General features: G+C 41.0%; 16 protein-coding genes. 8 read left to right on the top strand and 8 right to left on the bottom strand.

Going from position 1 to position 18,809, the window contains the following annotated elements:
- The first annotated feature begins 308 nt into the window (after positions 1–308).
- From ACHFIY_RS00455 to ACHFIY_RS00445, 3 genes are all read left to right on the top strand, one after another.
- The gene (locus tag ACHFIY_RS00455; protein WP_410844066.1) at positions 309–1,451 is read left to right on the top strand and encodes an FIST signal transduction protein; all 1,143 of its coding nucleotides are present in this window, start codon (positions 309–311) and stop codon (positions 1,449–1,451) included.
- A gap of 21 nt (positions 1,452–1,472) precedes the next feature.
- Positions 1,473–2,975 (top strand): response regulator, encoded by a 1,503-nt coding sequence (locus ACHFIY_RS00450; protein WP_410844065.1) that lies wholly within the window; start codon positions 1,473–1,475, stop codon positions 2,973–2,975.
- A 79-nt stretch (positions 2,976–3,054) separates the two neighbouring features.
- Positions 3,055–3,963 carry a S66 peptidase family protein gene (locus ACHFIY_RS00445; protein ID WP_410844064.1) on the top strand — a complete coding sequence of 303 codons (909 nt, stop codon included), beginning with the start codon at positions 3,055–3,057 and terminating at the stop codon, positions 3,961–3,963.
- A gap of 88 nt (positions 3,964–4,051) precedes the next feature.
- On the opposite strand, the gene ACHFIY_RS00440 is transcribed toward ACHFIY_RS00445, so the two are convergent.
- On the bottom strand, positions 4,052–4,954 hold the full coding sequence (locus ACHFIY_RS00440) for a helix-turn-helix domain-containing protein (RefSeq protein WP_410844063.1): 903 nt from the start codon (positions 4,952–4,954) through the stop codon (positions 4,052–4,054).
- A gap of 285 nt (positions 4,955–5,239) precedes the next feature.
- Between ACHFIY_RS00440 and ACHFIY_RS00435 the strand changes: the two genes are divergently transcribed.
- From ACHFIY_RS00435 to ACHFIY_RS00425, 3 genes are all read left to right on the top strand, one after another.
- A complete protein-coding gene (locus tag ACHFIY_RS00435; RefSeq protein ID WP_410844062.1) occupies positions 5,240–5,566 on the top strand; it encodes a hypothetical protein in 327 nt (108 codons plus the stop codon).
- Positions 5,567–5,649: 83 nt separating this feature from the next.
- Positions 5,650–6,270, top strand: a complete 621-nt coding sequence (locus ACHFIY_RS00430; protein WP_410844061.1) for a DUF3164 family protein — start codon at positions 5,650–5,652, stop codon at positions 6,268–6,270.
- Positions 6,271–6,327: 57 nt separating this feature from the next.
- Positions 6,328–6,552 carry a hypothetical protein gene (locus tag ACHFIY_RS00425; RefSeq protein ID WP_410844060.1) on the top strand — a complete coding sequence of 75 codons (225 nt, stop codon included), beginning with the start codon at positions 6,328–6,330 and terminating at the stop codon, positions 6,550–6,552.
- A gap of 128 nt (positions 6,553–6,680) precedes the next feature.
- Here ACHFIY_RS00425 and ACHFIY_RS00420 read toward each other — a convergent pair whose 3' ends face one another.
- From ACHFIY_RS00420 to ACHFIY_RS00390, 7 genes are all read right to left on the bottom strand, one after another.
- Positions 6,681–7,406 (bottom strand): phage portal protein family protein, encoded by a 726-nt coding sequence (locus ACHFIY_RS00420; protein WP_489685633.1) that lies wholly within the window; start codon positions 7,404–7,406, stop codon positions 6,681–6,683.
- Between the two features lie 34 nt (positions 7,407–7,440).
- The gene (locus ACHFIY_RS00415) at positions 7,441–7,767 is read right to left on the bottom strand and encodes a phage portal protein family protein (RefSeq protein WP_410844058.1); all 327 of its coding nucleotides are present in this window, start codon (positions 7,765–7,767) and stop codon (positions 7,441–7,443) included.
- A gap of 395 nt (positions 7,768–8,162) precedes the next feature.
- Positions 8,163–9,686, bottom strand: coding sequence for a hypothetical protein (locus ACHFIY_RS00410; RefSeq protein ID WP_410844057.1), 1,524 nt, complete (start codon positions 9,684–9,686; stop codon positions 8,163–8,165).
- A gap of 219 nt (positions 9,687–9,905) precedes the next feature.
- On the bottom strand, positions 9,906–10,340 hold the full coding sequence (locus ACHFIY_RS00405) for a hypothetical protein (protein ID WP_410844056.1): 435 nt from the start codon (positions 10,338–10,340) through the stop codon (positions 9,906–9,908).
- A gap of 619 nt (positions 10,341–10,959) precedes the next feature.
- On the bottom strand, positions 10,960–12,159 hold the full coding sequence (locus ACHFIY_RS00400) for an immunity 26/phosphotriesterase HocA family protein (RefSeq protein WP_410844055.1): 1,200 nt from the start codon (positions 12,157–12,159) through the stop codon (positions 10,960–10,962).
- Positions 12,160–12,380: 221 nt separating this feature from the next.
- Complete coding sequence (locus ACHFIY_RS00395) at positions 12,381–13,307, bottom strand: hypothetical protein (RefSeq protein ID WP_410844054.1); 927 nt, start codon at positions 13,305–13,307, stop codon at positions 12,381–12,383.
- A gap of 705 nt (positions 13,308–14,012) precedes the next feature.
- On the bottom strand, positions 14,013–14,606 hold the full coding sequence (locus ACHFIY_RS00390) for a hypothetical protein (protein WP_410844053.1): 594 nt from the start codon (positions 14,604–14,606) through the stop codon (positions 14,013–14,015).
- Positions 14,607–15,241: 635 nt separating this feature from the next.
- Here ACHFIY_RS00390 and ACHFIY_RS00385 point away from each other — a divergent pair.
- Both ACHFIY_RS00385 and ACHFIY_RS00380 read left to right on the top strand, forming a co-directional pair.
- Positions 15,242–17,713: a beta-mannosidase gene (locus ACHFIY_RS00385; RefSeq protein ID WP_410844052.1), complete on the top strand. Its 2,472-nt coding sequence runs from the start codon at positions 15,242–15,244 to the stop codon at positions 17,711–17,713.
- Positions 17,714–18,103: 390 nt separating this feature from the next.
- Positions 18,104–18,778, top strand: coding sequence for a BON domain-containing protein (locus ACHFIY_RS00380; RefSeq protein ID WP_410844051.1), 675 nt, complete (start codon positions 18,104–18,106; stop codon positions 18,776–18,778).
- Positions 18,779–18,809 lie beyond the last annotated feature (31 nt).

The raw sequence follows: 18,809 nt of genomic DNA, 5'->3' as shown, positions 1-18,809 counted from the left end.
ATATATAGGTTTTTAAGGATAGAATTCCAAGCATAATGCTAATATTCTATTGATAATCAATAATTTTCATACAAATTATTAAATATAGCCTGAATAATCCTCACACTAAATTTAGAATAACCTTTTTTTCTTTATTCCTTTTTGTGTATTTGTGCCTTTGTGGCTAGCATTTACCAAAATTTGAAGAGGAAAAAAAGTTTGTGCTTTACAGCATTTTATCCTAGAATAAATGAGTAAATCTATCCAGCAAAAAAAATTGCTAATTTGCTAGAAAGCACATAGCTTCAACCCTTTAAATAAATGCTTTTATGAAAAATACCCAATTACATTATATTAACGGCAAATGGAAACACATTACAAATGCTATTGAACCTAAAGATTTAAACCCACAATTAGTTCTTGCTTTTGGTGCAACTGACTTAGTAGGCAAACCATCTATTTATGAGCATATAAAAGCAATATTCCCAAGTGCAAATATTGTGTCTGCATCTACCTCCGGGGAAATATTAGGGGATGGATTGTACGACGATACTGTTGTTGTTACCGCAATAGAATTTGAAAAAACAAAAATACAATGTGTAGATACCGATTTCAAAAGCCACACCAACAGCTTTGAAGTAGGCAAATACCTAATGGATAAATTGCTGGCAGATGATTTAACGGCTGTGCTGGTTATTTCAGACGGCAGTTCTATCAATGGCAGCGAACTGGTTAGCGGGTTAAACCAAAACAAGCCACCACAAGTATCTGTTACAGGCGGCTTGGCTGGCGATGCTGCACGGTTCCAGCAAACATTGGTTGGGCTAAACGAAACCGCTGCCGATGGGAAAATTGTTGCCATCGGCTTTTATGGCAGCAATATAAACATAGGCCATAGTTCTTTTGGCGGCTGGGACGAGTTTGGCAGGGAACGTATTGTAACCAAAAGCGATAAAAATGTGTTGTATGAACTAGACAATGAAAGCGCACTGGATTTGTACAAAGAATATCTGGGTCCCTATGTAGATGAATTGCCGGGCTCGGCATTGTTGTTCCCGCTTTCTATCAGGATAGGCACCGATACTACCAACCTTGTGCGTACCATACTTACCATAAATGAAGCTGAAAAAAGCATGACATTTGCTGGTAACCTGCCCGTTGGCAGTAAAGTAAGGCTGATGAAAGCAAATTTCAACAAATTGATAGACGCATCTACCCTTGCAGCAAAAGAGGCAATGGCGGATGTAAACAATAGGGCAGAATTGGCGTTGTTAATTAGCTGCGTTGGCCGCAAACTGGTGTTGCAGGAGCGGACAGTTGAAGAAGTAGAAGCTGCAAAAAATATTTTTGGCAATGGTACTACTATAACTGGATTTTATTCTTATGGGGAAATTTCTCCTTTCAACCCCAATACAAATTGCGAGTTGCACAACCAGACGATGACTATTACCACTTTTGCAGAAACAGAATAGGAGATATAACCCAATATGTATATGGCATTTCACAAGATTATAGACAGCCTTTTAAGCAAATTTTACCCAGATGGGTATAATGCAGAAGATGAAAATTTCACTAAGTTACTGGCTACCATCAGTAGCCATTACACAACTTTTGAGCGAGACAAGAAAATTACGGAACATGCATTTACCATTAGCGAGAAAGAGTATGTAAATGTAACAGAGCATTTAAAAGAACAGGGTGAAATAACCAAAAAATCAGTTGAGAAGCTTAAAGATGCCATCATAGACCTAGACCCAAGCACAGCCAATGCTTTTGCCGATGGTGATGATAATATTATTAATATTATTTCTTTTCTTGCCGACTTAATTAAAAAGTCAAAAGCGCTAGAGCTAGATTTGATAAGGGCAAAAGAAGTTGCCGAGAAAGCAGCATTGGCCAAAAGCGAATTTTTGAGCGTAATGAGCCACGAAATTCGCACGCCATTGAATGCTATTATTGGCACGATTGAGCTATTGAAATACCATAACGACCTAGACGCTGTAAAAAAAGAACTACTTAGGGTAATGGAAATTTCTTCCGAAAACCTGTTGAGCCTTATAAACGATGTGCTAGATTTTAGCAAAATGGAGGAAGGCAAGATAAATTTTGCCGAACGGGATGTAGAAATAAAAACCTTCCTGAAAAACCTGAAACTGGCCAACAGGGTAAGGGCAGAAGAAAAAGGGAACAGCATAAAGGTAATGCTTGATGATGAAATACCCGACTTTGTAAAAGGTGATGACCTTCGGCTTGGGCAAATACTAAATAACCTCATTTCCAATGCGGTAAAGTTTACCAAAAATGGCACTATTACCATTACCGCTACGCTGGAAAGGAAAACTACAGAATATGTCGATTTATTTTTTGAAGTTGCCGATACTGGCATTGGCATACCGGAAGACAAGCAAAAACTTATTTTTGAACGGTTTACACAAGCAAATAACAATATTACTCGCGAATATGGCGGCTCTGGCCTAGGGCTAACCATTATTAAAAGGCTTTTGTTGCTGCAAGGCAGCGAAATTCATTTAACTAGCACTGCTGGCAAAGGGTCGAAATTTTTCTTTACCCTTCGTTTTAAAACCAGCGATGCAATAGTAGCAGAAGGACCAAAGCTTGCTAGTGGCCGGTCAGACCTAAACGATATACATATTCTACTAGTAGAAGACGTGGAGTTCAACATATTTGTTGCCGAGATGATGCTGAAAAACTGGAATGCCAGGGTTGACAAGGCCGAGAACGGCGCAGCAGCCATCGTAAAAGTGCAGAATAACAAGTACGACTTGATACTGATGGATATTCAAATGCCTGTGATGGATGGCTATACCGCCACGGAGGAAATAAGGAAATTTAATACAACTACCCCTATTATTGCGTTAACGGCTTCATTGTCAATAGACATCCAGGAAAAAGCATCTGAAGTGGGTATGAATGGCTTTATTACCAAGCCGTTTAACCCCAATGAATTGTATTCGATTATTAAAAGGAATGTTTAGTTTAATTTGTAGGCACAAAGGCGCAAAAACACAAAGTGGCACATATGAAATAATATCCGAGTAGCTACTATTTTTCTAAATGATATTAACACCCCCATACCTTACAAAAGGCGATACCATTGGCATTGTTTGCCCCTCAGGCTATATGCAGGCCGACAAGGTGGTTGCGTGCATTGAAACCCTGCAGCAATGGGGCTATACAGTAAAAACAGGCAAGACGGTTGGAGGGCAGCACCACTATTTTTCAGGCACCGATGCCGAGCGTAAAGCAGACTTTCAGGAAATGCTAGACGATCGCAATGTAAAAGCCATTCTGTGCGGCAGGGGCGGCTACGGCCTTAGCCGGATAATTGACGATATAGATTTTACAAAATTCAAGCAAAACCCTAAATGGATCATTGGCTTTAGCGACATTACAGTGCTGCACGCACATATACACCAGCAGTTGAAAATAGCCACACTACATGCACCAATGGCAGCCGCTTTTAATGATGATGGCTTTAAAAATGAATATGTGCAATCGGTAAAAGCCGCTATTGCTGGGGATAAGTATAGTTATTTCTGCCCTTCTCACACCCTCAACAAAATAGGTACTGCCCAAGGCCAGCTAATAGGCGGCAACCTAAGCATCGTAGCCCACTTGATAGGCACGAAATCAAGCTATGATACCGCTGGCAAAATCTTGTTTTTAGAAGACGTGGGCGAATACCTATACCATATAGACAGGCTGTTTATCCAACTAAAAAGAAACGGTATGCTAGATAACCTAGCAGCTTTGGTAGTAGGCGGTTTTACAGATATGAAAGACACCACCATACCTTTTGGTGAAGATATTTATGCCATTATCAACCATCACCTTACTAGCTATCAATACCCTCTTTGCTTCGACTTCCCAGTAGGGCACCAAACCAACAATTATGCGTTGAAAGTGGGGGTAGTACATGAGTTGAAAATAACATCTACTTCAGTGCAACTAAAGGAAATTTAGGAAGAGGTTACTTATTATGTGCAATTTTAGAAAGAAACCACTTCCCTTTTCTTAGTGCTGCTTCGTGTTTTTGCGCCTTAGTGGCTAACTAATACTGCTTTTTCATCCTTTCCTCCATTAGCGTAAGCCTGCCTTCCAAGTCTATCACACGGGTGTACATCTCCGATGGGTTGCGCATTACACGGCTAATATAAGCAACACAATACCACAATTCCAATATATCGGAAGGATCCACCACCATATTTGGGTACTCGGCCTTGTCTTTTACATTGTCGCTTTTTAAAATGAGCTTCTTGTCTGTGGCAATACGGTTCAATACCCTTTTTACAACAATACCGCCCTCCTTGGTAACAACGGTATAAACCCTGTCGTCCCGGATACTGTCGAGCGATTCCACAAATTTGGCAATGATAATGTCCCTGTCATTAAAAGTAGGGTACATGCTCAGGCCAGCCACTTCAAACATGCGGAAAGTGCCATTGCTATAGCCAGGCAGGCGGTAAGCCGGGAGGTTCTGGATAAACTCCTGGTCGCCATAGCCCGACAAATAACCCGCCCTAGCCTTCACTGGCACAAACACCATGTTTTCCTGCCCATTGCTATCTACAGTTACTACTTTAGGCACATAAGAAGAACCAAAAGGTGTACGCTCATATTTGGTTTCGTAGTCGCTAGCCATGCTTAGCTTGTTATTATCCTCATTATATACAGGGTATAATTTTTCAACCGGCTGCACTATGCTCTCCTCTTTAGCCACAACAGCAGTGTGAACTAGCACACTACTCAAATCCTTGCCGATTAAATCGCCAACATAGATACCAAATATATTGGATATTTTATACAAATCAGCTATACCTGGCTCCGACAAGCCATTCTCCCAACTACTAATAGCCGTGCTACGCTTATCAAGCTGCAATGCAATATCAGCTTGGCTTATGCCTATATTCTTCCTAAGGAATTTCAGGTTTGTTGGAAAATATTTTGTACCCATAAATATGATTTTTATAAATTAAATCCGATTAAATTGGATGTTCCAATAAAACCGCTTTATATTTGCTACATAATTTAGCAATCTGTGTTACGAAAATATTGAAATTGTACTATGTAAAATTCGGTATTTCGAGTAAAGTGGATAAAATGTTCAATAAAAATGGAGATAGTAACATGAGTAGTCAGTTGCCAGTCGGTCAACGGTCCACAGTTAACGGTCAAACGGTAATGGTAAACAGCATACATTAATTTAAAACGTAAAACTCAAAATTTAAAACAAACAACCATGGTAGCAACAAACAAACGAATCAAGATTGAAATGCCTCGCGACTTTGCAGACACGCTCATGCACACCCTAGACGACACGATAGCCCTTGGCCATGCGCCTACTGACGATGACAGGCTGCTGGTTGCCGCCTTGGCAGAAGTAAGCACAGTGCTTGGCAAGCGGCTTGGGGCAGACAAGCACAAGTTTTCAGTAAACCTAACCCCCGTGCAGGCAATGGCACTAAGGGTGTACTACACCTTTTATGTAAGCGATGCAAACAGTTTCCTAGGGCATGGGCTGAGCAGGATTGCAAGAACCGTGCATAAAAAACTGGTAGACAACTAGGTGTAATATCGCCACAACGGCACGAAAGCTCAAAGAAGTACTAAGAAATACTAAACATTATTTATCACTAAAACAATAATAACATGGAAGCAAGGATTGCACAGCAAACAAAAAACGACCGCTTTTGGAGGGATGAAAATGGCACATTTGTGCCCTATGTACGCCTTACAGACATAGAAAGGGTGAAAGAGAAAACATCCTTCGGGTTGGCCAAGGAAGCAATAGCCATCAACAAAAAACTGGAAGATTTTAAAGCCAAGATACGGCAGGAGTGCCAGTGCATTTACGATGCAGTAATGAAAGATGCCAAGCCCGGCAAAGGGGGCTTTACTTTTTACAACTTCAACGCCACCATAAAAGTAGAAGTACAGATAAACGAGCGGATTGATTTTGACAGCTTGTTGATAGAAAAAGCCAGGCAGCAGCTAGAATCGTTCATTGGCGAAGCCATAAAACCGCAGATGGCATTTGTGAAAGACATAGTGCTGGAGGCATTCCAGAAAAAGGATGGGCAGCTAAACCCAAACTCTGTGCTGGGCCTAAAAAAATACACCAGTAAAATAACCGACAACCGCTGGGACGAAGCCATGCAGCTAATAGACAAAAGCATACACCGCCCCACCTCCAAAACCTATTTCAGGGTATGGGTAAAAAATGGGCATGGCGAATTTGAGTCGATTAACCTTAATTTTTCTTCCTTGTAGTAAAAGGCAACCCTAGCTGTCCGCTTTAATTCCTAATTCTTAATTCCTAATTATTTTATGCCGCACAACCCCAATTTAATAGAAAAACGCAATGAAAAAGTAGTGGACAGGTTCCGCTACCACAAAAAGAAAAACCCAAAGTGGACTATTGTAGCCGTGATGCAAGAAGTAGCTGACGAGATGTTCCTAACCACCACCACGGTGGGCAGAATTATTAAAAGCAGTAGGAAAGTGAATGTGCCAGACGTGAAAACGGTGAAAAGGCATTTGGAGAAGCCATAGTTTTTTTTGCCACAAAGGCACAAAGGCTAAAAAGGGTACAATTGAAAAACGAAAAAAGAAGTTGGAAAAACATCCCCTGCCTATATGCGACAGGGATGTTTTTGTATTATAAAATATGCCAGCCCCCACTACCCAACAACACTTTCCACAACCAACCCTTTAATAATCGCATCCTTTGCACGGCGGAGCGATGGGTAGTCGAAAGTGTAGCCTTCTAGCGGAAAGCCTTTGTGGATAAGGTAGGGCATTACGTTCTCGGTTACTTCATCCACTATAGCCTGCAGGCGGGCGGTTGTAAAATCGTCCATGGTACGTTCCTGCACTTGTGCTGCGCCCACATAGCTTTTTGGGTCGCTTGTGGCAGATTGCCCATTAATAATTTTGCTAAGCTCGTCATTGCAAAGGCCAATATTGTCTTTGTATATATAGTGTGCGTTTAGCCCGGAGCGTTCCAGTATCCTAGACTGGTCGCCTTTTTGGGTTACAATATAGCCGTCTGCCCCAAAGTTGGCGGCTTGCTGCTCCAGCTTGTCTAGCTCGGTGGCATCGTTGGTGTCGGCCTCAATGCTAAGGATAGGCATACCAAACTTTTCCGAAAAACGGCTCCAGTCGCTGCGGCTATAGTATTTCCATAATACGTTATAGGCACATTCCAACAGGCAGCCCAAGTTGTCGGTATCGCCAAATTCCAGCAGGTTCAGTTCGTTTTTTATGTCGCCGTATGGCAGGTACGAACCATTGATGGTGCCATCTATCAGTATCCATTGTTTTTCGGGTGACACATAAAAGCGTTCTATCAACGACACTTCCCCAATATTGGTATTATCCGTGTTGATGCAGTCTGTTTCTACCAGTGAAAAGCCCCAGAACTCTGCCTCTAGGGCATATTCAATTATTTTTTTTGAACCACCGCTTGCGGAACAACATGCTGGTGGCTTCGTCTGGCATGCCGTTCTTGTACAGCATCCATGGCTCGCCGAGTACTTTTAGCTTGGCTACTTTTATTTGCGAGCTCAGGTGGCCGTCCCGCATGATGTAGCGGTATATTTCCAAAAGCTTTTTGCGGTCTGGGTTCAGCGGGTTGTCTACCAGTACCAATGCGGTGCGTATGTCATCTAGCTGGAAGGACACTTCGCGGCGGTATTGTTTGACGATGATTTGGGAAGCACGTTTGGCTGACCGTTGACCTTTGATGGCAGACCGTTCACCGTTCACCTTTGACCGACTTGAACCCCCTTTCGAGGGTGCATTTGCTTTCTTTTTGCCGAGTTGGATGGGAAAACCAAGGATGTTTAGTTGCATTTTAGTTATGAATTATAAGTTATGAGTTAACCACCATCCCCTAAAGGGGCATGGAAGCGAAGATTGTTGTGAACCCCCGTCCCCTAAGCTAGAGTATATACACATCTTTTTAGCCCTTTTAGTTTAAACCAAATAGATAGTTGCAATGGAAATTTATCATAAAATCTGTTGCATTTTGTCAAGCGGTGGCTCCCCCTCGCCTTTGGAGAGGGGGTTGGGGGGTGAGGTTTACATGTTACAGGGCAACATTTGCTTCAATGAGATTTGTGTATATACTCTAGGTCTCCTAAAGGGGGGCTTCTATGGTGTTACATTGCCCTTATGGTGGGTTTGTGGTACTGTCCGCTGCGGGTGCCGTGGGTGGCACGGCTGTTGTTTTTGTCGGCCATCCATATTGCGCCTTCCAGGGCGTCGGGGCCGTCGTCGTTTAAGCGGCTGCCTTTTTCTATGGCTAGCAACTGTGCACGCAGCAGCTTCATGCCTGTGGTGTCTTTCTTTTCGATGTTGAACCGTATTAGCCCCCGCTGGAACAGTGGCTGCAAGGTTTCTATCCGTTGAAACTTGTCGCCTTTCGAGCGTTTGTCGTAGTTTACCCTTAGCATATAGCCCTTTTCAGCCGCCACCCTGTCTAGTTCCCGGCCGTGCAGCTCGTCTTGTATAAAGCTGGCTTCTATGCAATGTTTTATATTGGCCGTGTCGTATTCCTCGTTTATCTGATAGGCATGTTCCCACATGTTTTTACTAGTTGTTTTTTCGCCCCAGGCATCCAGTATGTCGTAGTTTATTTCCTTTTTGCCCAGCAATATCCAAAACTTGTAGTCGCTTTTGTCTGTCGATTTATACGAAGGATCTAGGTAGTGTATCAACACCCCATCATATTTGTCGGCAGGCAGGGGCTGCACCCAGTGGTTTAGCCATTCGGCTTTAAAGGTGGTGCCTTCCTCAAAAGGCGTGTTCATCCGCTCCCTTATAAAGCCTGCCCCCTCGCTAGCCTTGATGTTGGCTATTGCCGCCTTAGCAAAATCGGGATTCTCGGGCCAGTTGCTTTCGCCGTTTTCGTCTAGTATGTTTACACGGTGGGTGGTGGTTTGTATTTCCTCGTCCAGTTCCAGCAGGGTGGTTACGGCTTGGTCGTGAAATTTGTTTTGGGCTATCACCAGCCACCATTCCCTTGTCCACAAAGCGGGTTTCAGTTCCTCCATCACCCAGCGTTTGTCTTCTTGGGCAATGGCTTGGTTTTTTAGCTGGCGTGCATCGTTCAGGTCGTCTACCAAGCCATAGTTGGGGCGTTTCCATTTAAACCGAAAGCCCCGTGGTGTTTGCATTTTGCCGAAGGCATAAAAAGGCACGCCGTCTTTGGTTACAAACTCGCCATCTTCCCAAGAGCCATAGCGGTACTGCTCGCCAAAATCGTTTATCAGGCGTTGGTTGGCCTGTAGGTTTGCCTGCAAGTCGTCCAGCTTTGTGCCAGCCATATCTTCGTTCAGGCTGCCTACTATCATCCCGTTCAGCTTGCCCTTGCATTTCAGGTACAGGGGTAGGAACAAGCCGAGATGGGTAGATTTGGCAAAGCCCCTGCTCCATTGCTCCAGAAAAATATGGTTGGGCCGCTCGGCTATGTTTTGCTGTATTTGCTTGTGGAAAGCGGCAAAAGGGGCATAGCAGTACTCGGGGAAATAGTAGTGGCAGAAAGTCTCGTAGTTGGCAAGGAGTGTTTTAATGCGCCTTGCTTTTGCAGCGGTGGTTTCTAAAACATGGTTTTTGGTGCTGTTGTGAATGGCATCGATGGTGGCTGAAAATGAAATTGCGTCTTTTTTATTTGCTAGTAGCATGATAATCAATGATTTAGCTTGAAATATAGTGAGTGATTCGTGAGTGAAAAGTGAGTGTTTTTTGAGTGAAACGTGAGTGATTTGTGAGTGAAAAGTGAGTGATTTATGAGTGATTTGTGAGTGGTTTTTTATTAGTGTTCGATGGGCTACACCCATCGCTATTATATGACACCCCTTCGGGGCTTGGAAGCCTGTGTGCGGTGGGGTTGACTGAACGAACTAAGGCTCTAGTTGCTTCCCTTTTCTATTCAGAAATTCCATCATGTGTTTACCCAAGATTTTTGCGGCTTCTATGTCGTATTGCATTAGCTCGCTTGCGAACTCGTTGAGTATTTTGTAATAATTGCCGATGCTAAGTTTACTATTGAGTTTATCAATGCTAGCCGCCATCTTGTGCAGGTTGTTTACCTCCATTGGCGTGAGCTGCCGGTTTTCATCTAAAGCTTGTGCTTGTATATCGGCTATGATTGTATAATAGTTGGCAATAATTTTATCGGCGGTAACTTGCCTAGCTATACGCTGCAACTTCCATTTGTCGGCCAATGCCCAACGGGCGATGGTTTTTACAGGCACGTTTATGATACCTGCTACTTCTTCTTGCGTAAGAGTGGAATTGATGTAAAGCGATGCTGCCAATAGACGTTCTTTTTTCATTTCTGCTGGAATTAATTTACACATAATTGCCTATCACCGCGGGTTGCTAGCTGGAGGATGGGCTTAACTGTGTAAAATTGGCTAGCATATTCGGGAATAAAAAAAGTACAATCCTATATGGGGGCATTTTTGGACGCTCATGGGGGCATATTTCCCCCATATAGGATTTTAGTTGTTAGGCAAAAAGAGACCTCACCCCCAACCCCTCTCCGGCGGGAGAGGGGAGCCAACCTCGGACAAAATGAAACTTTCTGAATGTTGTAGTTTGGGCTAAAAGGATATGTGATAAGCAAAAAAAATGAATGATTTAGCTGGAAGACATTAAAGCTATTAAGGGAAAGGAGGGGCAAAGTGGGTGAAAAGATGAAGGGGAGGGATGTATTTCCTTGTTCCTAACTCGGGCAGGACTCTGTCCTGTTCGTAACCGTTACTTATTTGTGAAATGCCATTGTCTATTTATAATGTGCATTCCCACCTTATCACGCTCTTTATAATATCTAATTGTTAAAATCAAGTAACAAGCAAACACAGGCCGGGAGGCCTGCGCTAGTGGGGAAAGTACTATTGCTGAATTACTTCCGTCTGTAAGCCCTTTCCTAAACACTAAGGTTAGCAACTGTTATTTCCCGTCTATTTGTTTTATCAAATCTGTCGTTAGTTGTGTCCCTGTGATTTTACAGTTGTCAACATAACTTTTTGTTGGGTCGAGACCAAACTCTTTAAATATTTCTTCTTTAATGTGTTGATTTCTTGGATTTCTCAAGTCCCATTTTGCTTTATAATGCCACGAATTTGAAAAATCATAAACCCCGTTATTGTCAATCGCTTTTGCAATTTCAATAGTGTCGTAATGGGGTCTAAACCCTAATGAATAATAACCGTATGGGTTATTGTCAAATTCTCCTTTATCACCAACTACATATTTGTAAAATTTTTCTTTAGGAAGTTCTTTGTGTATTAATCCCCATTGAAGAAAAACAATTCGTCGTTGGTCAATGCTTTTACCATATGAGATAGGAAAATCAAATTCTTCTTCTTCTATTTTTCTGTGTCCTATGATTTCATATTCACCATACAAAAGCAAATTATCAAACATTACGTCCGATGGTAGTTTTGGTCTGCAGTCAAGAATAGAAATGTCAACATTCTTTGTTGTAGATTTATATGCAAATAATTGAACTATTAATGGTTGCCCCATAAAAAAACCTAACCCGTGATAGTTTGTGATTAACTGTTTTTTTATAATCTTGCCTACATCGAGAAGCAATTTCCCAAAGCCAAAGTTTATTCTGTCAAGCTTAAAACAGAAGTAATCACCTGACTTAAACTTTATATTTTTCCTTTTCGCGTTTTTGTATTCGCTTATTTCTGTAAAATGATTTTCAGGTGAACTATCAATAAATTTATTGATAATTTGTGGAATCGTTTCTTGTTCTAATTTTAAGTGTTTTCCCCAACGACTAGAGTAAAAGGTTGTTTGAGTATTGTAGTTTCCAATTGTCAAATCTTGTTTACTTATGCTTAAATAAATTCCCATTGGCGACCTTTGCTCTAAAACAGAAGCTGTTAATTTCTTTTCTTTCCCTTTGTCAGTTTTGGGAAGAAGGATAGTTCTATCCTTTGTCAACTCGTCATAATGCGTTTCGGAATATTCTTTATCGTTAGAAACTATATGTCTTTTAATTTTCTCCCCTTCAAAATAAAGGATGCTTTCGGGTCTATACTTGTCACCCTTCAATAAAACTTTTTCCCAATTGCTTTGAATTGGGTCAAGACCAAAATATTCCCTTTGATTATTTGTAAGCTCGAATGTTGTCATGTATAATAGTTGCTAACGAAAAAGGCTTAGCGTTTTTTGAGGAATTATTATTCCGTCAGCCCATAGAAGAAGCACAATGATTGCAATATTGTCGATGTTTTTTCCATAGCCAAATATATAACTTCGAGCCCGAGCTAAAGTACAATAAAGAACAAATGGTGGGGCAATATTCGTCAAGCCCCAATAATGCCAAACGGAATTTTGGCAATAGTATTTGTTTGTTACTCAACTTCCAAAATAAATGGTTCTGTCGGCTCTAAATTTTCGTTGTCAAAGTCAAATTCTTGCAATTTTAAAGCACAATCAAGAACAAAGTCTATTAAGAATTGGCAGTTCTCATTGCTCCAATTTTTTTTTCTCATTATTTCCATATGATAATTTCCACTTGACATTCTATATGTAATAGGTGTCAACATTTTGAATTTTGAATATTTGCGATAGTCAAACCCCAAAGAAATAACTTCTAATGCCTTTTCAATCTGTTCAAAGTTGGTATTGACTTTCTCAAAAACATCTTCAAGTCGTTTTTCAGAGCCGTCATTTCTTTGATTCATTGAGTTGTAACTGTTAAAACGAATTTTTTCTGTAAAGTTGAAGTGTGTCCTGTTACCCCAATCTTTTTTGTTTTCTTTATATTCAACAAGTAATTCGTAAAAGCCCATTGTTACATTTTCTACACAGTTCTCAATTTCGTTTTTATCTAAAAAGTCTTGAGATAAAATTAATAAACGCTTTGTTTCAGAAAATTTAATAAGCTCAAATAATGAAATCTCTGAAAACTCAATATCGAAAGTTGCTTTTGTATTTTGTTCAAAAAAGTCTGTTGCATTTACCCTTGAAGCTTCTACCTCAATTTTTGCTGGAATAAGTCCTTTGTGCTTTAAGTTTACTCGTCTTGCGTTTAGGTTTCGCATACTTTCCTTTAAAGTAAGATGTGGCATATTGTCCCAATATTCAATAAAAGAAAACTTGTCTGACTTGATATTTTTATGTTCAGTTGCAAGTTTTAAAAACATTTCGATACTGTCGTGAAATGAAAGTATTGAAAAAAAGGAAATAGACTCTGTTTGTTTAGATTGTTCAAGTCCAATTTTATAAAGCAACTTGATAACTGATAGTCTTTTTAATAATAAATCTTTGTCAATCATAGTGTGTTAAATAATATTACAGCCAACGAAACTAGTTAATATACGCACTTTTTTCTTTTCAAAAAGAGGCGTATATTTTTCTTAAAACATTCTTTTTCAAGCAGCTAAAAAATATGCGCCTCTTTTTTTATAATACGGAAATACAATTGTACAACTTTTTAGCCTTGCAAATTAAAACTGTTTATTTTATTTTGGCTTAAGAAATTGCATTTATATGGTAAGGTAAGATATACGGTGAGACTTCTCCTTGGGTGGGAGTGAAGGGGAGGTATGAGTGAGGGTATTGGGGCGAGTAACCACCCCGGCCTACGGCCACCCCTCGAGAGGGGAATTGGGAAACGCTCCGATAAAAGGGGGCTTTACTTAACGGCTTTATGCGGGGAGACTTCTCCTGGGGTTGAAGTGGCGGGGGGTGTGGGGCAGGGAAGTTTGTCTGAACCTTAGATTTTTGTGATTTGATTGATTGAATTGATTTTTCCCATTTGCTCAATAAAGATTCTATAGCTGAGAACCTAGCCCCGATAGTAGCGGAAAGCCCGGAGTGCAGCGTAGCGAAACGAGGACTTGCAGCGGATAGCGGGACAGGTGCTGGATAAGTATGGTGGAAGATGGGCTACAAACAATTAGTTGCAGCAAATAGCCCTTAAGTGACTATGTAGATATAAAGTATAGACGATTAAAAGCTTAGTAAGCTAATATCTTATTTCACTTCCAAATTTTAAAATTCAATTTAAACTTTTTCTTTTCAAGAAGGGAAAACCAGTCAATAAAAAGCAATGCACTAATTAATAATATACCGAGAACCAAACTGGCAATTGATTTCCATGATAAAGCTGCTTGTACCATGCCCTCAAAATTTTCGGAGGCGAACTTGCCAAGATGTACTGCGATAGCATCGCTTATAAATTTACCGATAAAAAAAGCAGGAATAATTTGAATTGCTTTTATCCTGGCCATTCCTCCTGCTAAAAATAATGGGGTAGTGGGTAAGGGCAGTAAGGAATAAGTTACTATTATCAATTGACTTTTCCATCCTTTTTCTTTCATTTTTTCCCCGAGAAATTGAACCTCTTTGTTCTTTTTTGCTTTAAATATTTTATCAGCCAACAAAGGGATGTAGAGCGTAAGCGTATATCTTCCCATGATTGATCCTGCAACCCCTATTACGATTACCCACCAGGTGTTTAAGCCAAACATTATCTGTAATGGAACCATTATAGAAAAAGCCGGAGGAAAAGGGATGGGTACAACATCAAACAAAAAAGCACCTGCAAAAACTAATAGATACTGCCACCACATATTTAATTGGAGATAATTAGCAAGTTTATTACTGCTTTTGCTAAGGTGAGACAACTTGATTGGTTAACGGTACATAAATTTAAAAAAATATATTTATATCGTTATTCTTTGGTTTATATCCTCACAAACTATCATGCCAACTAATTGGCATTCCAAAATAAAATCAAGATTATGATTATGCTAAGAACGCTCTTTAAAGTGTAACCCAGCTTATTAACGCCTTTTCCATTCCTTTTTATCCATCTTAGTAGTATCCATTTCCAATACTTTAATTAACCCAAATAGAATTAGGTGTTTTGACCTCATGGCAATATTGAAGGCTTTTATTGCTATATAATTTGGTACAAGTATGCAGACTTACTTAAGTTATACTATTTGTTTTAAAGAGACCCCACCCCAGCCCCTCTCCGGCGGGAGAGGGGCTGGGGTGGGGTTGGGGGTGAGGTCTGGATTGGGGTGAGGTTTAACTAAAAACTGCGAAAATCTTTTATGCACCCCTTTCAGGAATGGCACCTTAATAGTAACCCCAAAACAATTACCTTCGACTAAACATTATTTTTCGTTATATTTCCATTCATCATACTGTCGGCTTTATGTATAAACTTAGGTTCCTTTTTCTTGTATTTATTAGTTCAATGGCTTTTAGTCAATCACAAATCATTAATAGCAACTGGCAGTTCCGCAAACTGGGCGACACAGGCGGCTGGATGGCGGCCACCGTACCTGGCACAGTGCATACCGACCTGATGCAGCTAGGCAAGATACCAGACCCCTACTACCGCGACAATGAAAGCAAAGTGCAATGGGTGGACAGGGAAGATTGGGAGTATCAAAGCAGCTTTGCCGCATCGGCAAGCACCTTGCAAAGCAACCATGTAGAACTGGTATTTGAAGGATTAGATACTTATGCCGATGTATATTTGAACGATACCAAGATACTGGAAGCCAACAATATGTTCCGCACATGGAAAGTAGATGTGAAGCAATGGCTAAAGGCAGAAAATAAACTCTATATCCTGTTTCATTCTGCCCAAAACAGGGTGGAAGAAATGGCCAAAAAAGATGCGCCTTTTGTATGGCCTACAATCGATTATCCCCGTATGTATGTGCGCAAGGCACAATATAGTTTTGGGTGGGACTGGGGGCCGAAATTTACCACCTGCGGCGTTTGGAAGAATATCAGCTTGAACGCCTGGAACAATTTCAGGGTAAACGATGTGCATTTTACCATCACCTCACTTACTGACAAGCAGGCTTTGGTAAAAGCAGTTTACCAAATAGAAGCAAATGCCCCGAACACAGCTACCATCCGCCTGAAAGAAAATGCGGCAATCCCTGCTTTTAGCGTTGCTAAAACAGCCGTTTTAAAAACGGGTATCAATGAGGTAACTGTTGACTTTGGCATTATCAACCCAAAAAAATGGTGGACATACCAGCTGGGCAAACCTTATTTGTACAATACATCTTCTGCCATTAGTTCATCAACCAATGAAACTGTTTCCATCGATAAAAAACTTGGCCTGCGAACCATACAATTAATTAGGGAAAAAGACGTAGTAGGGGAAGCATTCTATTTTAAGCTAAATGGCATACCCGTTTACATGAAAGGGGCGGATTTTATCCCCTGTGATGCTTTTTTGCCACGCATTACCAAAGATACATATAGGCAACAGGTTGCCAATGCCAAGGAAGCCAACATGAACATGTTGCGGGTTTGGGGCGGCGGCATTTACGAAAGCGATGACTTGTATAACCTGTGCGACGAGGAAGGCATACTTATTTGGCAGGATTTGATGTTTGCCTGCGCCATATACCCCGACGATGACGCTTTCCTGAAAAATGTACAGGCAGAACTGGCAGACAACATTACCCGCCTACGCAACCACCCTTCCTTGGCACTTTGGTGCGGCAACAATGAAATAGACGAAGGTTGGAAAAACTGGGGCTGGAAACAAAAGTTTGCACAGCACCCACAAGACGAGGCTAGGATAAACAATGCGTATAAAAAGTTATTCCTAGAAACCATACCTACAACCATTGCCCAATATGACAATAGCAGGGCTTACCATTCATCCTCGCCAGTTTTTGGCTGGACAAACAAGGAAAGCATTACCAATGGCGACTCGCACTATTGGGGGCTATGGGGCTATGAAAAAGAAGTAGAGATATTCCATGAGAAAACCGGGCGGTTCATCAGCGAATACGGTATGCAGAGTATGCCTGAAATGGCAACGGTGCAGAAATATGCTTTGCCAGAAGATTATGATATTACTTCTGCTACGATGCGCACGCACCAAAAACACCCGAAGGGCTACCCTTTGCTGCAATCGTACCTAAACCAATACATGCCGCCAGTTAAGAATTTTGCTGATTATGTATATGCTACGCAATGTATGCAGCACTATGTTTTCAATACGGCCATACAAATACACCGCAGCAAAATGCCTACGAACATGGGCACGCTTTACTGGCAACTGAACGACTGCTGGCCCGTGGCAAGCTGGTCAACCGTTGATTGTTACAACAACTGGAAAGCAGCCATGTACGGCATAAAAGATGCCTATGCAGATGTGCTGATAACACTAGACTCGACCGATGCGAAGAACTGGACAATTAATATTACCAACGATATGCTGAAAAGCATACCAGGAAGTATCCGCTTTTCTGTGCATGATTTTTCAGGCAAGGAGATAGAACATATTGATGTGCCGTTAACAGCAGCCAAGCAAACCACTACCATCGTGGAAATAGGCGACTGGATAAGCAAACGCACCGAAACAAACGGCTTATATGCCAAAGCGGTTTTCACCAGCAACAAGAAAGTAATAGCAGAAAATCATTTTACGTTTTGCAAGCCGTATTCGCTAAAATTATCCAAATCGTATGTGCAAATACAACCTATTAGCAGCAATAGCTTTGCTGTAAGCAGCAGCGTGTTTACCAAATACACTGCATTGGACATACCAGGTAGGCAAGTGCATTTTAGCGACAACTATTTTGATTTATTGCCCAATGAAAAGAAAATCATTACCATCACCTCCGAGAAACCTGTTGATGATTTGGGTAATAAAATAGTGGTAAAAACGTTGGCAGACTTGATTAATTAGGAATTAGGAATTAAAAATTAGGGACGCCCTTGCAGGATGGCATATTGGTTAATAATATTGCATTTTACACTCAAATCCCATTTGAATAATTGCTGAACTACACGCTGATGCTAGTTTAAAATAAACTTATTTTTATGTCAGTAATAAACCGTTCATTTTATGGTAGAAAATAAGATGGCTCCGCAATATTATACTTACCAAGACCTTGCAGTATCAGAAGACAGGTGGGAATTGATTAATGGGCAACCAATAACCATGAGCCAGATTAAACAAATATAAGCATTGTGTGAATGATGTAACCTTTTCTATCAATTGTATAACACCTGCCATCTTATTGGATTGACCTTTATGCTATCGCAATAAATTACTTGCGGTGCTAAAATAATTACAATGAAAAACGACGTGGAAATACAAAGAGACGTAGAAGAAGCCATCAAATGGGAACCATTGCTGGACACGGCAGAGGTAGGCGTTACGGTGGATGAAGGCATTGTTACCCTCACTGGGCAGGTTGACAACTATTTTAAAAAAATAGAGGCTGAAAATGCCGCTAAAAGCGTTGCTGGCGTAAGGGCCGTGGTAGAAGAAATTGAAGTAAAGCTAACCAGCACAGTGGGCAAGCCAGATGACAGGGAAATAGCCCGTGAGGTGCTGAATGCCTTTAAATGGAACTGGCAAGTACCAGAAGACAAGCTAAAAATAAAAGTAGAAGATGGCTGGGTAACACTGGAAGGCGAGCTTCAGTATTACTCACAGAAGGAAGCCGCACTTAATGCAGTAAAAAGCCTATTGGGCGTAAAGGGTGTTTCTAATAACACCACCATTAAATACGACATCCAGGACGATATTGAGAAAAATGATATAGAAGCTGCTTTGAAACGCAACTGGTCTTTATTTAGTAAAGATATTGAGGTTAGTGTTTCGGGCCATAAGGCAATATTGACAGGCACTGTAAATTCGCTGTACCAAAAAGACGAGGCTGGCCGTATAGCATGGAACGCACCGGGCGTATGGTCGGTAAACAATGAATTGATTATTGATTATGAATATGCGTTGATGGAATAAGGCGATAGGAATAAAAAGCGGGAGGCAGCCT

It is taken from the genome of Parasediminibacterium schistidii (assembly GCF_046546515.1).
Lineage (GTDB): Bacteria > Bacteroidota > Bacteroidia > Chitinophagales > Chitinophagaceae > Parasediminibacterium.
The sequence above is the reverse complement of the archived record's forward strand: the minus strand, read 5'-3'. Positions and strand labels throughout refer to the sequence as shown.